At 68.6% G+C, this 19,261-nt stretch carries 17 protein-coding genes; 11 read left to right on the plus strand and 6 right to left on the minus strand.

The features are described from left to right. The first annotated feature begins 40 nt into the window (after positions 1-40). From AKG07_RS17080 to AKG07_RS17100, 5 genes are all read left to right on the plus strand, one after another. Positions 41-511: a DUF3817 domain-containing protein gene (locus AKG07_RS17080; protein ID WP_053098982.1), complete on the plus strand. Its 471-nt coding sequence runs from the start codon at positions 41-43 to the stop codon at positions 509-511. Next, positions 508-2,094 carry a glutamine-hydrolyzing GMP synthase gene (gene guaA, locus AKG07_RS17085; RefSeq protein ID WP_053098983.1) on the plus strand — a complete coding sequence of 529 codons (1,587 nt, stop codon included), beginning with the start codon at positions 508-510 and terminating at the stop codon, positions 2,092-2,094. The genes AKG07_RS17080 and guaA overlap by 4 nt, the downstream gene beginning before the upstream one ends. Before the next feature lie 81 nt (positions 2,095-2,175). Beyond that, positions 2,176-3,114 (plus strand): L-lactate dehydrogenase, encoded by a 939-nt coding sequence (locus tag AKG07_RS17090; protein WP_053098984.1) that lies wholly within the window; start codon positions 2,176-2,178, stop codon positions 3,112-3,114. Positions 3,115-3,227: 113 nt separating this feature from the next. Next, the gene (locus AKG07_RS17095) at positions 3,228-3,656 is read left to right on the plus strand and encodes a YciI family protein (RefSeq protein ID WP_053098985.1); all 429 of its coding nucleotides are present in this window, start codon (positions 3,228-3,230) and stop codon (positions 3,654-3,656) included. Between the two features lies 1 nt (position 3,657). After that, complete coding sequence (locus tag AKG07_RS17100) at positions 3,658-4,947, plus strand: RNA polymerase sigma factor (protein ID WP_053098986.1); 1,290 nt, start codon at positions 3,658-3,660, stop codon at positions 4,945-4,947. A 77-nt stretch (positions 4,948-5,024) separates the two neighbouring features. Here the strand turns inward: AKG07_RS17100 and AKG07_RS17105 are convergent, their stop codons facing one another. Next, on the minus strand, positions 5,025-5,297 hold the full coding sequence (locus AKG07_RS17105; RefSeq protein ID WP_053098987.1) for a GlsB/YeaQ/YmgE family stress response membrane protein: 273 nt from the start codon (positions 5,295-5,297) through the stop codon (positions 5,025-5,027). Positions 5,298-5,456: 159 nt separating this feature from the next. Further along, a complete protein-coding gene (locus AKG07_RS17110) occupies positions 5,457-6,383 on the minus strand; it encodes a Bax inhibitor-1/YccA family protein (RefSeq protein WP_053098988.1) in 927 nt (308 codons plus the stop codon). Between the two features lie 87 nt (positions 6,384-6,470). Between AKG07_RS17110 and AKG07_RS17115 the strand changes: the two genes are divergently transcribed. Beyond that, positions 6,471-7,457 (plus strand): glycerophosphodiester phosphodiesterase family protein, encoded by a 987-nt coding sequence (locus AKG07_RS17115; protein WP_053099398.1) that lies wholly within the window; start codon positions 6,471-6,473, stop codon positions 7,455-7,457. Positions 7,458-7,463: 6 nt separating this feature from the next. On the opposite strand, the gene AKG07_RS17120 is transcribed toward AKG07_RS17115, so the two are convergent. Both AKG07_RS17120 and AKG07_RS17125 read right to left on the minus strand, forming a co-directional pair. After that, positions 7,464-7,925, minus strand: coding sequence for a hemerythrin domain-containing protein (locus AKG07_RS17120; protein WP_053098989.1), 462 nt, complete (start codon positions 7,923-7,925; stop codon positions 7,464-7,466). A gap of 29 nt (positions 7,926-7,954) precedes the next feature. Continuing rightward, complete coding sequence (locus AKG07_RS17125; RefSeq protein WP_053098990.1) at positions 7,955-8,350, minus strand: YccF domain-containing protein; 396 nt, start codon at positions 8,348-8,350, stop codon at positions 7,955-7,957. A gap of 165 nt (positions 8,351-8,515) precedes the next feature. Here AKG07_RS17125 and AKG07_RS17130 point away from each other — a divergent pair, with 165 nt between their 5' ends. From AKG07_RS17130 to ligD, 4 genes are all read left to right on the plus strand, one after another. Continuing rightward, the gene (locus AKG07_RS17130; protein WP_053098991.1) at positions 8,516-11,359 is read left to right on the plus strand and encodes a lamin tail domain-containing protein; all 2,844 of its coding nucleotides are present in this window, start codon (positions 8,516-8,518) and stop codon (positions 11,357-11,359) included. A 98-nt stretch (positions 11,360-11,457) separates the two neighbouring features. After that, positions 11,458-13,920, plus strand: a complete 2,463-nt coding sequence (locus AKG07_RS17135; RefSeq protein WP_053098992.1) for an ATP-dependent helicase — start codon at positions 11,458-11,460, stop codon at positions 13,918-13,920. Between the two features lie 26 nt (positions 13,921-13,946). Continuing rightward, positions 13,947-15,080, plus strand: coding sequence for an SseB family protein (locus tag AKG07_RS17140; RefSeq protein ID WP_053098993.1), 1,134 nt, complete (start codon positions 13,947-13,949; stop codon positions 15,078-15,080). Between the two features lie 41 nt (positions 15,081-15,121). Beyond that, entirely contained in the window at positions 15,122-16,174 is a 1,053-nt protein-coding gene (gene ligD / locus AKG07_RS17145; RefSeq protein WP_053098994.1) for a non-homologous end-joining DNA ligase, read from the plus strand. Between the two features lie 3 nt (positions 16,175-16,177). On the opposite strand, the gene AKG07_RS17150 is transcribed toward ligD, so the two are convergent. Then, positions 16,178-17,221, minus strand: coding sequence for an ATP-dependent DNA ligase (locus AKG07_RS17150; RefSeq protein ID WP_053098995.1), 1,044 nt, complete (start codon positions 17,219-17,221; stop codon positions 16,178-16,180). A 50-nt stretch (positions 17,222-17,271) separates the two neighbouring features. Continuing rightward, positions 17,272-18,723 (minus strand): phytoene desaturase family protein, encoded by a 1,452-nt coding sequence (locus AKG07_RS17155; protein WP_053098996.1) that lies wholly within the window; start codon positions 18,721-18,723, stop codon positions 17,272-17,274. Between the two features lie 41 nt (positions 18,724-18,764). Here AKG07_RS17155 and AKG07_RS17160 point away from each other — a divergent pair, with 41 nt between their 5' ends. Beyond that, positions 18,765-19,250 carry a hypothetical protein gene (locus tag AKG07_RS17160; protein WP_053098997.1) on the plus strand — a complete coding sequence of 162 codons (486 nt, stop codon included), beginning with the start codon at positions 18,765-18,767 and terminating at the stop codon, positions 19,248-19,250. Positions 19,251-19,261 lie beyond the last annotated feature (11 nt).

Consider the following 19,261-nt stretch of genomic DNA (forward strand, 5'->3'; position numbering starts at 1 on the left):
CTCGGAATCGACGCGGACTCTCCCCGGCTAGACTGGAGCCATGCCCGAACCGAAAGTCGCCAGCTTTCCGGCGATCCGTGGTGCGCTGAAGTTCTACCAGATCGCGTCGATCATCACCGGAGTCATGCTGCTCCTGCTGGTCGCCGAGATGGTGCTGAAGTACACGCCGATCCGACTCGAGCTCTTCGCAGGGGGATCCGGCGGTCTGCTGTGGTTCGCACCCGTGGTCGAGGGACCCGAGGGCCTCGAATCGACCGGCGACGGACTCAACATCTCGCTCTCGATCCTCGTCGCGCACGGCTGGTTCTACGTCGTCTACCTCTTCGCGTGCTTCCGGATGTGGAGCCTGATGCGCTGGCCGTTCCTGCGCTTCATCCTGCTCGCGCTCGGCGGCGTCATCCCGCTGCTGTCGTTCTTCATGGAGGCCATCGTCGCCCGCGACGTCAAGGCCTACCTCGCTTCCCGGGAGGCCGCCGCGGCCCCCGCCCCTGCCACGGAAGGTGTCCGGTGACCGAACAGTCCGAGACCCAGCAGCGCCCCGCGCTCGTCGTCGACTTCGGCGCGCAGTACGCGCAGCTGATCGCCCGCCGAGTGCGTGAGGCGGGTGTCTACAGCGAGATCGTGCCGCACACTGCCACGGCCGCCGAGATCGCCGAGAAGAACCCCGTCGCCATCATCCTCTCGGGTGGTCCGTCGTCGGTCTACGAAGAGGGCGCCCCGCGCCTCGACCCGGCCGTGTTCGACCTCGGAGTGCCCACGCTGGGCATCTGCTACGGCTTCCAGTACATGGCGCAGACGCTCGGCGGCGAGGTCGCGAACACCGGGCTTCGCGAGTACGGCGCGACCGATGCCGTCATCTCCGGCGACGGCGGCACGCTGCTCGGCGGCCAGCCGGCAGCGCAGAACGTCTGGATGAGCCACGGCGACCAGGTCGCCAAGGCGCCCGAGGGGTTCGACGTGCTCGCCACGACCGACGCGACGAAGGTCGCGGCGTTCGCGAACGAGGAGCGCGGCTTCTACGGTGTGCAGTGGCATCCCGAGGTCAAGCACTCCGACCACGGACAGCAGGTGCTCGAGAACTTCCTGCACAAGGGAGCCGGGCTCGCCTCCGACTGGAACAGCGACAACGTGATCGCCGAGCAGGTCGAGCGCATCCGCGAGCAGGTCGGTGACGCCCGCGTCATCTCCGCCCTCTCCGGCGGTGTCGACTCGGCGGTCTCGACCGCGCTCGTGCACAAGGCGATCGGCGACCAGCTGACTGCGGTGTTCGTCGACCACGGCCTTCTCCGCAAGGGCGAGCGCGAGCAGGTCGAGAAGGACTACGTCGAGTCGACCGGCGTGCGTCTGATCACGGTCGACGCGGCAGATGTCTTCCTCGGTCACCTCGAGGGCGTCACCGACCCCGAGGAGAAGCGCAAGATCATCGGGCGCGAGTTCATCCGCGCTTTCGAGAAGGTGCAGCTCGACCTCGTCGCCGAGGCGAAGGCCTCGGGCGGCGCCCCGGTCAAGTTCCTCGTGCAGGGCACGCTCTACCCCGACGTCGTCGAGTCGGGCGGCGGTGCAGGCACCGCGAACATCAAGTCGCACCACAACGTCGGCGGGCTGCCCGATGACCTCGACTTCGAGCTCATCGAGCCGCTGCGCGCGCTGTTCAAGGACGAGGTCCGTGCGATCGGCCGCGAGCTCGGCATCCCCGAGGCCATCGTCGGGCGCCAGCCGTTCCCCGGCCCCGGCCTCGGAATCCGTATCATCGGCGAGGTCACGCAGGACCGCCTCGAGATCCTCCGCGAGGCCGATGCCATCGCTCGCGAGGAGCTCACCAAGGCCGGACTCGACCAGGACATCTGGCAGTGCCCGGTCGTTCTCCTCGCCGACGTCCGCTCGGTCGGCGTGCAGGGCGACGGACGCACCTACGGCCACCCGATCGTGCTGCGTCCGGTGTCGAGTGAAGACGCCATGACCGCCGACTGGACACGCCTGCCCTATGACGTGCTGGCCAAGATCTCCAACCGGATCACCAACGGCGTGCGCGACGTCAACCGCGTCGTGCTCGACGTGACGTCGAAGCCGCCGGGGACCATCGAATGGGAGTGAGCGTCTCGCTCACCTGATCTCGAACGGGCACGGACCATCACGGTCCGTGCCCGTTCGCGTTATTTCGGGCAGGATGAGCGTATGACCAAGGCGCGGACGAAGATCACGGTGATCGGTGCAGGCAGTGTGGGCGTCAGCGTCGCGTATGCGGCGCTGATCCGGGGGAGTGCGGCCGAGGTCGCGCTCTACGACATCGCCACCGACAAGGTGGATGCCGAGGTGCTCGATCTCGCGCACGGGACGCAGTTCACCTCCGCGGCCGTGAGCGGCGGCTCCGACCTCGCCGTCGTCGAGGGCAGCGACGTGATCGTCGTCACCGCCGGAGCGAAGCAGCAGCCGGGACAGACCCGCATGGAGCTCTCGGGCATCAACGCTCGTCTGCTCGAGAAGCTCATGCCGCAGCTCGTCGAGCGCGCGCCGAACGCCGTCTTCATCATCGTCACGAATCCGGCCGATGTGATGACGGTCGTCGCCCAGCGTGTCTCGGGCCTGCCGCCGCATCGCGTCTTCGGATCCGGAACCGTGCTCGACACGTCGCGTCTGCGCTGGCGGCTCGCGCATCGCGCGAATGTGAGCACCGCGAGCGTGCACGCCGACATCGTGGGCGAGCACGGCGACACGGAGTTCCCGCTCTGGTCGAACGCGACCATCGGCTCGGTGCCGATTCTCGACTGGCCCGCCGATGAGCCGTTCACCGTCGACGAGCTCGACCGCATCGCCGTCGAGGTGCGCGATGCGGCCTATGCCGTCATCCGCGGCAAGGGAGCCACGAATCTCGCGATCGGTGTCAGCTGCGCCCGCATCGCCGAGGCAGTGCTGCACGACGAGCGGGCGGTGCTTCCGGTCGCGACGGTGCTCGACGGCGAATACGGGCTTCGCGGTGTCGCGCTGTCGGTGCCCTCGGTGGTGGGCGCTGCCGGGGCCGTGCCGTTGGCCGAGACGCCCATGAGCGAGCACGAACTCGCACTGCTGCGGGCCTCGGCCGACGCGATCCGGGCTGCGGTCGACGAGCTCGACTGATCGGCCACCGGAGATTCCCAGAGTTTTTTCGCGGAGATGTCGATCTGCGGCATCTTCGTTCGACGTCTTCAATGAGAGGGTCGACAGGCGGCCCCACCACCGAGGAGAACACCATGAAGTACATGCTGATCATGCGCTCGAACGACGAAGCGGTCGAGGCGTACAAGGAGATGCCGTTCGAGCAGGTCATCGAGGCGATGGGCAAGTACAACGAGTCGATGATCAAGGCCGGCGTGCTGGCTGCGGGCGAGGGCCTCAGCGACGCGGCGGAGGGATTCGTCGTCGACTTCAGCGCCGAGAAGCCTCTCATCACCGACGGCCCCTACGGAGAGACGAAGGAGCTGTTCAACGGCTTCTGGATCCTCGAGGTCTCCAGTCGTGAAGAGGCGGCGGAGTGGGCGAGCAGGGCTCCCCTCGGCAAGGGGTCGTTCCTCGAGGTGCGGCGCGTGACCGACGAGTCCGACTTCCCGGCCGACAACGAGTGGATCGAGAAGGAGAAGGGCTGGCGCGAAGAGGAAGAGGCGCGTCGCGCCCAGCAGTGAGATGACCGACTCCGCACACCGCGAGACGGTCCGCCACGCACCCGACGAGGGCGTGCGGCGGGCCGTCGCCGCCGTGTGGCGCATCGAGTCGGCGAAGATCGTCGCGACCCTGACGCGTGTGGTCGGCGACTTCGGCCTCGCCGAGGACCTCGCGCAGGAGGCGCTGCTCGATGCCCTGCGGCAGTGGCCGGTCGAGGGCGTGCCGCGCAACGGCGCCGCCTGGCTCACGGCGGTCGCGAAGCGCAAGGCGATCGACGGCTGGCGGCGCCGCGAACGTCTCGACGACAGGATGGCCGTGCTCGCCCACGACCTCGAGCGAGAGCAGGCGGATGCCGCAGACGCGCCGCCCTGGGACCCGGATGCGGTCGACGACGACGTGCTGCGGCTGATCTTCATCTCGTGCCACCCGGTGCTCTCGCGCGAGGCGCAGGTGGCGCTCACCCTCCGCGTGGTGGGCGGCCTGTCGAGCGAGGAGATCGCCCGGGCGTTCCTCGTGCCGACGGCGACCGTGCAGCAGCGCATCGTGCGGGCCAAGAAGACTCTCGGTGCGGCGCAGGTCCCGTTCGAGATGCCACCACGGGAGGAGCACGCAGAGCGCCTGGGAGCGATCCTGGGCGTGCTCTACCTGATCTTCAACGAGGGGCACGCCGCGAGCAGCGGTCCCGACTGGATGCGCCCCGAGCTGAGTCTCGAGGCGATCAGACTCACGCGGGTGCTGGCCGCGCTGATGCCGCGCGAGCGCGACGTGCACAGCCTGCTGGCCCTGATGGAGCTCACCGCCGCGCGGTTCCCCGCCCGGATCGATGCCCACGGCGAACCGGTGCTCCTGTCCGACCAGGACCGTCGTCGCTGGGATCGCAGCCGCATCGCGCGGGGACGTGCTGCGCTCGCGGCCGCTGACGCACTCGGCTCGGGTCGCGGCCCCTACGGCCTTCAGGCGGGGATCGCGGAATGCCATGCGACAGCCGCGTCCGTCGACGACACCGACTGGGAGCGGATCGTGCTCCTGTACGAGGCGCTCGGTCGGATCGCTCCCTCGCCGGTCGTGGAGCTCAACCGGGCGGCTGCCGTCGCGATGGCGACGGGCCCGGCATCCGCTCTGCAGATCATCGACCGGCTCAGCGCCTCGGGTGCGCTGGCCGGTTACCACCTGCTGCCCGCGACGCGGGGGGAACTGCTGCTGCGACTCGGTCGCGCGGAGGAGGCGCGCAGCGAGTTCGCCGTCGCCGCAGCGCTCGCAGGCAACGACAGGGAGCGGGCGCTGCTGCAGGCCAAGGCCGACGCGCGCTGAGCAGACGGCACACAGAGAAACCGCCCTCTTCACCAGCGTCGCTGGGGAAGAGGGCGGTTTCCTGTGTTGCTATGAGGTCAGCTGCGGGCCTTGCTGCCGCGGTTGACGATCAGGCCGTAGATCAGCAGCACGATGATCGAGCCGCCGATGGCGAGGAGCCACGTGCCCAGGTCCCAGAACTCCGTGAGAGGACGGTTCAGGATCAGGCTTCCGAGCCAGCCGCCGAGGAGGGCGCCGACCACGCCGAGCAGGAGGGTGATGAACCATCCGCCACCCTGCTTGCCGGGAAGGATCAGCTTCGCGATGGCTCCGGCGATGAGGCCGAGAAGAAGGAATCCGAGAAAGCTCATGTTCAGCTCCTTTGTTTCGTGAGCCCTGGGGTGCCAGGGCTCGTGTGATCCACTGTGCCCTCTCAGCTGATTATCAGCCAACCCCTTGCGCTGGAGGCCTCGGATATGCCAAGAGGCCCGCCCCCGAAGGGACGGGCCTCTGAGTGAGGCGGTTCGCGGTCAGTTGTTGCCGCGGACGATCGCGATGATGCGCAGGATCTCGACGTAGAGCCAGACGACCGTGACCATGATGCCGAAGGCGCCGAGCCAGCCGTACTTGCGGGGAGCGCCGTTGCGCACGCCCTGCTGGATCTGGTCGAAGTCGAGGACCAGCGAGTAGGCCGCCATGATGACGACCAGGACGCCGATGATCAGACCGAGCGGGATGCCGAAGATGGGCTGGCTGTAGAGGCCGAACGCCTGACCCTGGGGGAGGACGCCGGTCCACATGAGCACGAGGTTCAGCAGCGAGAACACGAGGTAGCCGACCATGGCGATCATGAAGATCTTGGTGGCCTTCTTCGACGCGCGAATCTTGCCGCTGGCGAAGAGAGCGAGGGTCACGCCGACGACCGAGACCGTGGCGAGCGTGGCCTGCACGACGATGCCGGGCCACATGACCTCGAAGAACGCCGAGATGCCGCCGACGAAGAGGCCCTCGAATGCGGCGTAGGCGAAGATCAGCGCGGGGCGGACCTTCTTGCGCGAGGTGAACGTGATGACCATCGCGAGCACGAAGCCGCCGAGTGCGCCGACGATCCACGGCATGAGGTTCGGCTCGAAGCGGTTGTAAGGGTTCAGCTCGGGAGCGGCGACGCCGCCCAGAGTCAGGAACCAGCCGACGGCGGCGGTGACGAGCAGGATGGCGAAGAGTCCGGCGGTCTTCCAGACGGTGTCCTCGACGGACATGCGGTCGGTCTCGATCGCTCCGGCCGGGGGAGCCGCGTACATGCCCTCCAGCTGTGCGTTCGCCGCGGCGTCCATGGTGCCGTGCTGGAACGACGCGGCTTGCGCCCCCTGCGCTCCCTGCGGGGCACCCGGGTAGGTCGCGACGTTGCGCGGATCCTGCTGCTGGAACGCCGGGTTGTTGAAGGCGAAGTTGCTCATGTGGGCCTCACTCCAAAGTGGGTTGTAGGTCGCTTTCCTCCACGATACCCGGAAGGGCAGGTCATCAGGGTGTTCTACGCTGAGAGCGTGCCCAGGAAATCGCCTCTCGTGATCGGGCATCGCGGTGCGCCCGGCTATCGTCCGGAACACAGTCGCTCGTCATACGAGCTCGCCCTCGCGATGGGAGTCGATGCGGTCGAACCCGACGTCGTCGCCACGAAGGACGGCGTGCTCATCGTGCGGCACGAGAACGAGATCTCCGGCACCACGGATGTGGCCGAGCACCGGGAGTTCGCCGACCGGAAGACGACCAAGCGCGTCGACGGCGAGGCCCTCACCGGCTGGTTCACCGAGGACTTCACCTGGGATGAGCTCACGACGTTGCGCAGCCGGGAGCGCCTTCCGAAGGTGCGCGTGTCGAGCGCGAGCTTCGACGGTTCGCAGGCGATCCTGCGGTTGACCGACGTGCTCGACATCGTCCGGGCCGGCTCGGTCGAGCACGGACGCGAGATCGGCGTGGTGCTCGAGGTCAAGCACGCCACATACTTCGCGAGCATCGGCCTCGACCTCGCGCCGCTGATCGAACGCGACCTGCGTGCGGCGGGGTGGGCCGAGGGCGAGCTGCCGCTGATCGTGGAGTCCTTCGAGTCGACGATCCTCGGACAGCTGACGGCCCGAGGCATCGCGGCGTCGTACGTCTATCTGATCGAGGCGTCGGGACGCGCGTACGATCTGGTCGTCGCTCAGGGCACGCAGGCGCCCACGTATGCGGCCACCGTCACCCCGCAGGGACTCGATGCGCTCGTCGGCCGGGTCGACGGAATCAGCGTCGACAAGCGCATGCTGCTCGCCGCAGGCAACTCGATCGTCCCCGATGCGCACGCGCGCGGGCTCACGGTCTTCACATGGACCTGTCGGCCGGAGAACGCCTTCCTCTCGGCGGAGTTCCGCGGCCACGGAGGCAAGAGCGCCTACGGGGACTACGAGGCCGAATGGGGCGTCATCGCTCGCACGGGAGTCGACGGGGTCTTCGTCGATCACCCCGACCTCGGGGTCGGATTCTTTCGCGGCTGACCTCGATCAGAACGGGCCGAGCACGTCCGGAACGGGGCGATCGAGGTGGAGCGCTCGCAGCGGCTCGAGGATCTCGCGCTCCTCGAAGCGGAAGTGCGACTCCATGATCGCGCCGATGCCGTCGAGGTGGCGCTTCAGCGTCTCGCTGCCCTCTCCGCTCTCGACGGCCGTGCGGAGTCCTCCGAGCAGGTGGGCCAGCATCGAGTGATCCTGCATCAGCTTGGCGATCACATCGCCGAGTTCCGGGTGCTGGTCGCGCAGCGCGGGGAACAGGGCGCGGTCCTCGCTCAGATGATGCCCATCGAGGGCCGAGCAGAAGCCGATGCAGAACAGCGCGAGCTCGCGCGCGGCATCCGGAGCATCCGAACCGTCCTGCACCGCCTCCCTCGTGGCCTCGAGGGCGGCGCGGAGTCTCGTGTGCGCCCGGCGCAGCTCTGCGTCCCAGGCGATCAGGCGATCGGCATTCATCCCGGCAATTCTAGAGCCGGCATCCGCGGTCAGAGCGTGCGGTCGAAGGCGCCGCGGCGCGACACGATCTCCTTGCCGAGAGGCATCAGCGAGACGGGCACCATCTTGAAGTCGGCGATGCCCATCGGGATGCCGATGATCGTGATGCAGAGCGCGAGGCCGGAGACGATGTGTCCGATCGCCAACCACCAGCCGGCGAGGATGACCCAGAGCACGTTGCCGAGGAACGAGCCGACTCCGGAGGTCGGCTTGCTGACGATCTCACGCCCGAACGGCCAGATCGCGTAGCGGGCGATGCGGAACGAGGCGATGGCCCAGGGGATCGTCACGATCGGAATGCACAGCAGGATGCCGGCCAGCATGTAGCCGAGGAAGAGAGCGAGTCCGGCGAAGACCAGCCAGATGATGTTGAGGATCGTGCGCACGGGCCGATTCTCGCATCGACGTCTGAGCATCCGCCTGTTCGCGGCCTCCCGGGCCGATGGCGAACCGCCACCGGTCGTTCACCATCCGTGCACCTGCACGCCGTCGTTCGGCCATGCGGAATCGCTGATGTGGAGTCCTACCCGACTGATTCCCTCAGGAGCCCTATGTCCCGCCTGCACTCTGCGGCTGCGGTCACGACGGTCTGCGCACTCAGCGCTGCCGCCCTGCTCGCCGTGCCGCTCGCCGCCACCGGAGCCGAACCCGGTGTCCGCATCAACGAAGTCGAGTCGAGCGGGGGAGCACCCGGCGACTGGATCGAGTTCGTCAACACGTCGGCCGTCGCGGTCGACCTGAGCGGTTTCGTCGTCAAGGACGACGGCGAAGATGAGGCGTACACGTTCCCGGACGGATCGGTGATCGAGCCCGGCGCGCATCTCGTTCTCGACCAGGCCGATGCCGGAGCGGGCGACTTCGCCTTCGGCCTCGGCAAAGAAGACCAGGTGCGACTGTTCGACCCGAGCGCCGTGCTCGTGGACGAGACATCGTGGGCGGCTCACGCTGCAGTGTCCTGGGGAGCGCGGGAGGTCGACGGCATCGTCGAATGGGCGGAGACGTCCGAGTCCACGAAGGGCGCGGCGAACGTCTTCGCATCCGACGAACCTCTGGGCGGCACCATCGCGATCAATGAGGTCGACTCGCAGCCGGCGGACTGGGTGGAGCTCCACAACGCGGGCGATGCCCCTCTCGACATCTCGGGCTACGAGATCCGCGACAACTCCGACGACCACCGCTGGCAGTTCCTGCCGGGCACGGAGATCGCCGCGGGCGAGTTCCTCGTCGTCGAGGAGGGCACCATCGGTCTCGTCGGTGGCGTCGAGACGGCCTTCCGCGATCCGATCGGAATCGGCAGCGCCGACCGCATCCGCCTGTTCGACACGGCTGGCGTGCTGGTCGACGACACGCAGGCATGGAGCGGCCATGCCGCCATCGACGGCGACGCCATCGCCGCGACCCTCGCTCGCTGCCCCGACGGAGAGGGCGCCTTCGTGCTCGCATATGCGACCCCGGGGGCGACGAACACGTGCGTCATGCCGGACGTCGTGATCAACGAGATCGAGTCCGACGGCGACGCGACCGACTGGGCCGAGGTCGTCAACTCGGGCAGCACACCGGTCGACCTCTCCGGCTGGACCGTCATGGACGGCGACCCGGTCGGCCACGCGGCGGAGACGACGCCGCTGCCCGCGGGCACGGTGCTCGCACCCGGCGCGTACCTCGTCTTCGACCAGCCGAAGGACTTCGTGTTCGGTCTGGGCAACGGCGACACCGTCACGCTGCGCGACGCGAACTTCAACATCGTCGACGAGCACGTCTACGCGGCGCATGCGGCGGGCGTCCTCGCGCGATGCGCGGACGGAGCTGGAGAGTTCGCCGACATCGCGGTCTCGACCAAGGGCCAGCGCAACGCGTGCGGGAACCCGGTGCGGATCAACGAGGTCGAGTCCGACGGCGGATCACCCGGTGACTGGATCGAACTCGTCAACCCCACCGCATCCGCCCTCGACGTCTCCGGCGTCGTCGTGAAGGACGACGACGACACCCACTCCTACGTCATTCCGGCGGCGACCACCATCGCCGCGGGCGGATACCTCGTCATCGAGGGCGCGGACCTCGGCTTCGGTCTGGGTGACGGCGACTCCGTGCGCGTCTTCGATGGAGATCTGCTCATCGACTCCACCACGTGGGGCGCAGGGCACGCAGCCACCACGTGGGGGCGCTGCCCGGACGTCGCCGGCACCTTCGCGGCGACCGCGGAGAGCACGAAGGGCGCGGCGAACATCTGCGCCGGCGAGATCCCCGTCTCGCCATGGCCGGGTTCGGCCGACGTCCGGGTGCTCGACACCGCGCCGACGTTCCTCGAGGACAGCTCGGGTCTCGACGTGCAGGAGACGTCGGACGGATCGTTCCTCTGGGCCGTGGACAACGGCGAGGGGCGCATCTGGAAGCTCGAGGCCCACGCCGACGGCTCGTTCTCGCAGATCGCCGGGTGGGAGTCGGGCAAGCGCGTGCGATTCCAGAAGGATGCCGGCGACCCGAACGCCGCCGGCCCCGACACCGAGGGCATCACCGTCGACGGCGAGGGATCGGTCTACGTCGCCTCCGAGCGCGACAACAGCGCCAAGGGCGTGAACCAGAACACCATCCTGAAGGTCGACCCTGAAGCCTCCGCCGACGACCTCGTCGCCGAGCAGGAGTGGGATCTGACCTCGTCGCTCCCCGACGTGGGAGCGAACCTCGGCATGGAGGCGGTGCAGTGGGTGCCGGACAGCGCTCTTGACGGCGCACTCTTCGACGTCAACACCGCGGCCCCGTACGACTCGGCAGACTACGCCGGACACGGCGGCGGCCTGTTCTTCGTCGCGGTCGAGGACAACGGTCACGTCTACGCGTTCGCGCTCGGCGCCGACGGCCGGGCCACGCTGGTGTCGGAGATCGCACCCGGTCTGCCCGGCGTCATGGCGCTCGACTACGACAGCGTGCTCGACGTGCTGTGGGCGGTCTGCGACGACGGCTGCCAGGGGCAGTCGGCCCAGATCACGCTGAACGGCACCGAACAGCCCGGCATCGCGCACTTCGCCCGCCCTGCCGGCATGCCCGACATCAACAACGAGGGATTCGCGACCGCCCCGGCCTCGCTGTCGGTCGACGGTGAGCGTCCGGTCTGGTGGTTCGCCGACGGTTTCGCCGCCGAGGCGCTGCGAGTCGGCACCCTTCCCGGAGTGACCGGAGAGACGCCCGGCGAAGGGCCCGGGGAGAACCCGGGGCAGACTCCTGGCGAAGGCCCGGTCTCGAGCCAGCCCGGCGGCGCGCCTTCCGGTGACGACCGTGACGGTGCCGCCGGCCTCGCTGCGACCGGCGCGGAGGCGCCCGTGGCCCTGATCGCTCTGGCCCTGATGCTCGTCGTCGGCGGTGCGCTCGTCGCCGGTCGGCGCCGGCGCGTCAGCTGACACGAGCGACGCGACGAGGATGGGGCGGATGCACGGGATCCCGTGCATCCGCCCCATCCGCCGGCAGTGTCGGTGGCGCGGCCTAGACTCGTAGAGCCATGACCGAAGCCCCCCTCATCGTCCCCGGATCCGTCGGCCCTCGCTCCACCGGAGCGCAGGGACAGGACGACCTCCTCGCCGGCCTCAACCCGCAGCAGCTCGAAGCGGTGACCTACCGCGGACCCGCGCTGCTGATCGTCGCGGGTGCAGGCTCCGGCAAGACCAGCGTGCTGACACGGCGCATCGCCTCTCTGCTGAGGTCACGCGAGGCATGGCCCAGCCAGATCCTCGCGATCACCTTCACCAACAAGGCCGCCGGTGAGATGCGCGAGCGCGTCGAGGCGATCGTGGGCGACGCGGCGCGGGGCATGTGGATCTCGACGTTCCACTCCGCCTGCGTGCGGATCCTCCGGCGTGAGGCTCAGCAGTTCGGGTTCACCAAGTCATTCACGATCTACGACTCCGGTGATTCGCGGGCGCTCATCAAGCGGCTGGTCAAGCAGCACGAGGCCGATGCCTACGGTCTCACGCCCGGGGCCGTGCAGTCGCGCATCTCCAAGCTCAAGAACGAGCTGTCGGATGCCGACGCGTATGCGCGACAGGCGAACATGAACGACCCGGCCGAGCGGATCTTCGTCGAGCTTTTCGCCGACTACCAGCGGCAGCTGCAGAAGGCGAACGCGTTCGACTTCGACGACCTGATCGGCCAGACCGTCTATCTGTTCCGCGCCTTCCCGCAGGTCGCCGACACCTATCGGCGCAGGTTCCGTCATGTGCTGGTCGACGAGTACCAGGACACGAACCACGCTCAGTACGCCCTCATCCACGAGCTGACGCGTCCGGTCTCGGGCGATTCGCCCGACCCGTATGCCTCCGACGGCATGATGATCTTCGAGCCGGAGACCACACCGGAGCTCGAAGGCGCGTCACTCACCGTGGTGGGTGATTCCGACCAGTCGATCTACGCGTTCCGCGGCGCCGACATCCGCAACATCAGCGAGTTCGAGCGCGACTTCCCCGGCGCTCGCGTCGTGCTGCTCGAGCAGAACTATCGCTCGACGCAGAACATCCTCTCGGCGGCGAACGCGGTGATCGGCAACAACTTCGACCGCAAGGACAAGAAGCTCTGGAGCGACAAGGGCGACGGCGACATGATCGTCGGCTTCACCGGGTACTCCCAGCACGATGAGGCCCAATTCGTCGCCGACGAGGTCGAGGCGCTGCATCGCGCCGGCATGCCGTATTCCGAGATGGCCGTCTTCTATCGCACGAACTCGCAATCGCGTGCGCTGGAGGAGATCTTCATCCGCTCCGCCGTGCCCTACAAGATCATGGGCGGCACGAAGTTCTACGAGCGTGCCGAGATCAAGGACGCCCTCGCCTACCTGGTCGCCGTCGCGAACCCGGCCGACGAGATGGCTGTCCGCCGCATCCTGAACAAGCCCAGGCGCGGCATCGGCGATGTGACCGAGACGGCGATCGCCCGGTTCGCCGAAGACCACGACATCACGTTCCGGCAGGCCCTGTCCGTGCCCGAGCAGCTGGGCTTCGGTCCGAAGATCCAGGCCGGCATCGCCCAGCTCGATGCCGTGCTGGCCGAGGCGACGGAGATCATGCTCCCCGCCTCCGGCGAGGTTCCCGCTCCGACCACCGTCGCCGACGGGCTCAGCGTGCTGCTGTCGAAGAGCGGCTACCTCGACGCCCTGCGGGCGAGCCGCGACCCACAGGATGAGGCGCGCGTCGAGAACCTCGACGAGTTCGTCGCCGTCGCGCGGGACTTCGCGCGCAACAATCCTGACGGGACGATCGTGGACTTCCTCACGGAGGTCGCCCTGGTCTCGGATGCCGATGACCTCGATGACGAATCAGGGTCGGTGTCGATGATGACGATGCACACCGCGAAGGGGCTCGAGTACGACGCGGTCTTCGTGACCGGCGTCGAAGAGGATCTGATCCCGCACCGCATCTCGGCGGGGGAGCCGGGCGGTCCTCAGGAGGAGCGGAGGCTCTTCTACGTCGGCATCACGCGCGCGCGGAAGCGCCTGCACCTGTCGCTCGCGATGACCAGGGCCCAGTTCGGCGAGGTCTCGGTCGCGATGCCCAGCCGCTTCCTGCAGGAGATCCCCGCCGGACTCATCGACTGGCGCCAGTCGCCCGGCGACGTCAACTCCCGGGGAGGCATGCAGTCCCGTGCGCTCAATGCGCGCCGGGCAGGCGGATTCGGCGGCTCCGGCGGCTCCGGTTCCGGCGACCGTTTCGCGGTGAAGCAGCTGCCGGGGCGCGACTCTCTCAAGCCGCTCTCGACCGCGATGGACAAGTTCCCCAACCGCGTGACGGCGAAGATGCGTGACAACGGCGACCTCGAACTCGCCGCCGGGGATCGCATCCGCCACACGGACTTCGGCGACGGACGGGTCGACGCGGTGACGGGCGAGGGTGCCAAGCGCATCGCGCACGTGCGCTTCGATTCCGCCGGCCAGAAGAAGCTCCTGATCAAGGTCGCGCCGATCGAGAAGATCTAGCCCTCTGGCGGGTTAGGCTGGCTGATATGGCCCTGTTCTCCCGCCGCAAGAAGTCCGCCGACGACGTCGTCGCCGACCAGTTCGACACCGAGACCGAGGAGTCCGCCGACGAGACTCCGGACGGTGCGGAGGCGCCGGCGGACGCCGCCGAGGCCACGCCCACCATCGGTATCTCCGTCCAGGCGTTCCGTGGGGTCGGTGCTCAGGCCGGACCGGAGGTCGAGCTGCCCGGTCCTGACGCGCCGGCAGCATCGGCGCCTGCGACAGCACCCGCCCCTGCTCCCGCTGCGCCGGCACCCGCCCCCGTGGCCGAGCCCGAGCGTCGACTGCCGCTGGCGCCCGCGATGCCGCCCGAGCAGACCGAGACCGTCCCGGGCATGAAGGACAACGTCCTGCTGCGTGAATCCCTGAAAGAGGTCGAGCAGGGCGCCACGAACGAGCAGCTGCTCGGAGTGCTCCGCCAGGCGCTGCAGGGGCACATGTACATCCGCGTCAACGGTGATGCACGCGCGCAGATCAGTGAGGGCAAGCCTCTCGCTGTCGCGGTCGTGCGTGATGGCGATCGTCAGTTCATGCTCGCCTTCAGTTCGGCCGCCGCTGTCCGAGACTCCGTGCAGCTCGAGAAGGACCCGACGGCGACATCTGCCGTCGCCCAGCCCGTCACGTCCGTTCTGCAGCAGGTCGTCTCGGGTGACTTCGCCGGCCTCATCGTCGACAACGCCTCTGCGCCGCACCGCGTGGTGTTCCCGTCCGAGCTCCTGCAGAAGGCGCTCGAGCAGGCAGACGTCGACATGACGGTCAAGTCGCTCATCGCCGCGCCGCGTGAGCAGGACACCGCATCGAAGGTCGGCGAGGCGCTCGCGACGAAGCGCATGTGGGTCGCCGTCAACGAGGGAAACCCCGGCGGACAGGTCGGGATCGCCGAAGCGCAGACTCCCGACGGCAAGCGGTTCCTCCAGCTCTTCTCGCACCCGCTCGAGGTGCTCGCGCTCGGTCGGGGCGATCGACCGCTGCCGTTCGAGCCGCTGCAGCTGGCCAAGATCCTCTCCAGCCACATCGATATGGCCGGGGTCATCATCGATCCGGCCGGCCCCAGCATCGTGGTCGAGCGCGACGCTCTCACCTCGGTGCTGATCCTCGCGATCGACATCGACGACTGACGGGCTTCCCCCGCGTCGCACCGGCCCTCTAGGGTCGGAGCATGGCCTCAGAACGCGTGACCCTGACAGTCATCGATCCCGATGGAGAGCGCGAGGTCGCGCTCTCGAGCCCGAACAGGGTCGTCTGGCCGAAGGACGGCATCACGAAGGCCGAGCTCGCGGAGTACTTCCAGCTCGTCAGCGTGCCGTTCCTCGAGGCGAACGGGAATCGGCCCGTCTCGCTCGAGCGCTTCCGCGACGGCGTGGGAAGCGACGGGTTCTTCTCGAAGAACCCGCCCAAGGGAACGCCCGACTATGTCGACGCCGTCACCGTGACCTACAACAGTGCGCGTCGGCATCCGCAGATCGTCCTGAATCGCCCGAGCGCGATCGTCTGGGCGGCGCAGATGAACACGATCGTCTTCCACCCCTGGGCGTCCCTCTCCACCGACCCGGACAATCCCGTCGAGTTGCGGATCGACCTCGACCCGCAGCCCGGCACGGGGTTCGCGGATGCCATCCCCGCCGCGCACGCGCTGAGAGAGGTGCTCGAGGAGGTCGGTCTCACCGCGTTCGTGAAGACCAGCGGCAACCGTGGACTGCACGTGTTCGCGCCCATCGAACCGACTCATGAGTTCCTCGATGTGCGGCACGCCGTGATCGCAGCCGGCCGCGAGCTGGAGCGACGGATGCCGGAGCAGGTCACGATGAGCTGGTGGAAGGAGGAGCGTGGTCAGCGGGTCTTCATCGACTTCAACCAGGCGAACCGCGACCGCACGATGGCCGGTGCCTACAGCCCCCGCGCGCTTCCCGGGGCCACGGTCTCGACGCCCGTGCACTGGGACGAGCTGGACGGTCTCGACCCCGCGGTCTTCACCGTCCGCAGCATCCCGAAGAGACTCGCCGAGGTCGGTGATCCCTGGGCGGGCAAGCAGGACGAGCCGGGGCGCATCGACACGCTTCTCGAGTGGTGGGAGCGGGACAAGGCGGCGGGCCTCGGCGAGTTGTCGTTCCCGCCCGAGTTCCCCAAGATGCCCGGAGAGCCCCCACGCGTGCAGCCCAGCAAGAAGGTCGACGCCCACTGGGATGCGAACGGTGATCCCGTCGAGGAGTGAGCCTCAGCCGATGACCTCGGCCAGGTCGTACCCGGCCACGGTGTCGAGCTGGTCGTAGGTGCACGAGCGCGCATCCCGGTCCGGACGCCAGCGGTCGAACTGCACCGTATGGCGGAACCGCGAACCCTCGAGCTGGTCGTAGCGCACCTCGAGCACGAGCTCGGGGCGCAGCCGGACGAACGAGACATCCTTGGACCCGCTGAAGCGCGAACGCTCACCCTCGCCGGTGAGGGCCTCGCCGGAGTCGTCGCGCTGCACGAGCGGGGCGAGCTCCTCGACGAGCTCCCGGCGGCGCACATCACTCCATGCGGCCACGCCGCCGACCTGCCGCAGGGTGCCGTCGGAGTCGTAGAGGCCGACGAGCAGAGACCCGACGCCCGACCCGGACTTGTGCACGCGGTAGCCGAGCGCGACCACGTCAGCGGTGCGGGCATGCTTGATCTTGATGAGGGTGCGCTTTCCGGGCGCGTACGGCTGATCGAGTGGCTTGGCGACGACCCCGTCGAGCCCTGCGCCCTCGAACTCGGCGAGCCAGCGCACGGCGGCGTCCCGATCGCGGGTGGTGCGCGTGATGTGCAGGGGATGCTCGACCCCTTCCATCAGGTTCTCCAGGCGCGCGCGGCGTTCGGCGAACGGAGTGCTCAGGAGGTCTTCGTCGTCGACGGCCAGCAGATCGAATGCGATGAACATCGCAGGCGTCTCCGCGGCGAGCTTCGCCACTCGTGAGGCCGCGGGATGGATGCGCTGACTCAGCGCCTCCCAATCGAGTCGCTGCGCCCCCTCGTGTCCCGTGGCCACGACGATCTCTCCGTCGAGCAGGCACGGCCTCGGAAGCAGTCGCGGGATCGCCTCGACGAGCTCGGGGAAGTATCTCGTCAGCGGTTTCGCGCCGCGGGAGCCGATCTCGATGGTCTCGCCGTCCCAGGCGATCAGCCCGCGGAATCCGTCCCACTTGGGCTCGAACAGCAGCCCTCCGGCGGTCTTCGCGGGATCGGGGACGGATGCTGCCGCCTTCGCCAGCATCGGGGACGGGATCTCGTAGCGCATGGATCCATCCTGGCGTCGGTCGCGTCGTGGCAGAAGGGTGTTTTCGCCCGTCAGGAGAAGAGGTCGTCGAGGGAGACGCGCATGCCGGCATCCTTGAGCGCCGTGCGGGCGGCATGCCATCCCGCCATGCCGTTGACGCCCGGGCCGGGCGGTGTCGACGCCGACGCGAGGTACACCCCGTGCATCGGAGTGCGCCAGGGCGCGATGCCGAGGACCGGGCGCCGCAGCGCCTGCGGGATCGTGAACGCCCCGCCGAGGATGTCGCCGCCGATCTCCGACGGGTTGACCGCCTCGCGCGACGACGCCGGCACCGAGTGGTGCGCGAGGATGAGGTCCCGGAATCCCGGTGCGAATCGCTCGACCTGACGCGTGATGAGTTCGGTGGCGTCGAGATCGGAGTCCTGGGGAACATGGATGTACGCCCACAGCACCGCCTTGCCCTCCGGCGCCCTGCTGGGGTCGAAGACCGAGGGCTGCACCGTCAGGACGTACGGTCGGTCGCTGATCCGTCCCCGGGCGACAGCGTTCTCACTCGCCCACGTCTCCGCCGCCGATCCGCCGATGTGGACGGTGGGCGACTGGGCGACGTCGGGATTCGCCCAGGGGATCGGCCCGTCGAGAGCGAAATCCACCTTCGCAGCGGCGGGGCCGTATCGGTAGTTGCGGATCGCCCGCGCGTAGGCCGCGGGGATGTCCGGATGGGTGAGGGTGAGGCGGGGCGATGTGTTCAGCATCAGCAGATCACCACGGGCGGGGTCGCCCCAGTCGAGCGATCCCAGGTCGGTGACGTGGATGCCCGATTCGACGGATCCGCCATGGGCCTCGATATCGGCGACCATGCTGTCGGCGATGCGCTGCGCGCCGCCTCGCGGGTACATCCATCCGCCGGCGTGCGCCTGCGCGGCGAGCAGCAGCCCGGCTGCGGCACCGGCGAGCGAGGGGAGCGGGGTGTTCGCGTGCGCCAGGACACCGGCCATCAGCGCGGCGGCCTCTTCGGTGCGGAAGCTGCGCCGGGCGAGCGGCGTGCCCTGGTCGAGCATCCGCAGCGCGAACCGGAGAGCCGTGATCGGCTCGCGAGGCACCCTGAGCATCTGATTGCCGGTGAAGTCGACGACACCCTCGACGTGAGTGCTGAGCGGGCGCAGGAGCGACAGCCAGGCCCGCTCGTCGACGCCGAGCCCTGCCGCGGTGCGTTCGATGTCGCGCCATGCGATTCCGGCTCTGCCACCGTCTAGCGGGTGCGCGTACGAGATGTCGGGGAGGATCCAGTCCACCCGTTCGGCGAGGCCGAACGCCTGGAAGAACGACGAAGAGAGCGCGGCCGGGTGCACGGCGGCGCAGACGTCGTGCCGGAAGCCCGAGAGTGTCGATTCCGTCGTGCGGACTCCGCCGCCGATCGTGTCGGCAGCTTCGAGCACGTGCACCTCGTAGCCGGCGCGCGCGAGGGACACAGCCGCCGCCAGGCCGTTCGGTCCGGAGCCGATGATCGTCGCGCGTGCCATTCGGCCAGTCTTCCATGCCCGGGCGTGAGATCCTTGAGGAAATGAATGAAGTTCAGGGCCCGACCCCCACAGGCAACTCCCGTCCGTACCGAACCCTCGCGGAGGCGCTCCGCGCGCATCGCATCGCCGAGGAGAACCACGAGTTCATCTCCGCGATCACCGACGCCGTCGGTATCTCCTCCTATATCGACCGCGGTCGCTACATCGAGGCGATCCGCCGCGGCGACGGCGCCCCGCTGCACATCGGCAAGACCTACACCAACGGCTTCACCGAGGACGAGACGATCGTCATCGGCTCGACGCCCCTGCGACTGCAGCCGAGCGAGGGCCGCGCACCGTACTTCTACGTGACGCACCCGAGCGAGTTCCGCCCGATCGCGCCTGTCAAGGCGAAGAGATCGACGACCCCTCGTGTCGCGGCTGCGCCGAAGGCCGAGCGCGCGACCAAGACGGAAGAGCGCGACTACGGCGTGTGCGACGTCTGCTTCATGGTGAAGACGCCGGCCGGCGGCTGCGGCTGCGACTGACGTCCTCGTCG

This window comes from Microbacterium sp. CGR1 (genome assembly GCF_001266755.1).
Classification (GTDB): domain Bacteria; phylum Actinomycetota; class Actinomycetes; order Actinomycetales; family Microbacteriaceae; genus Microbacterium.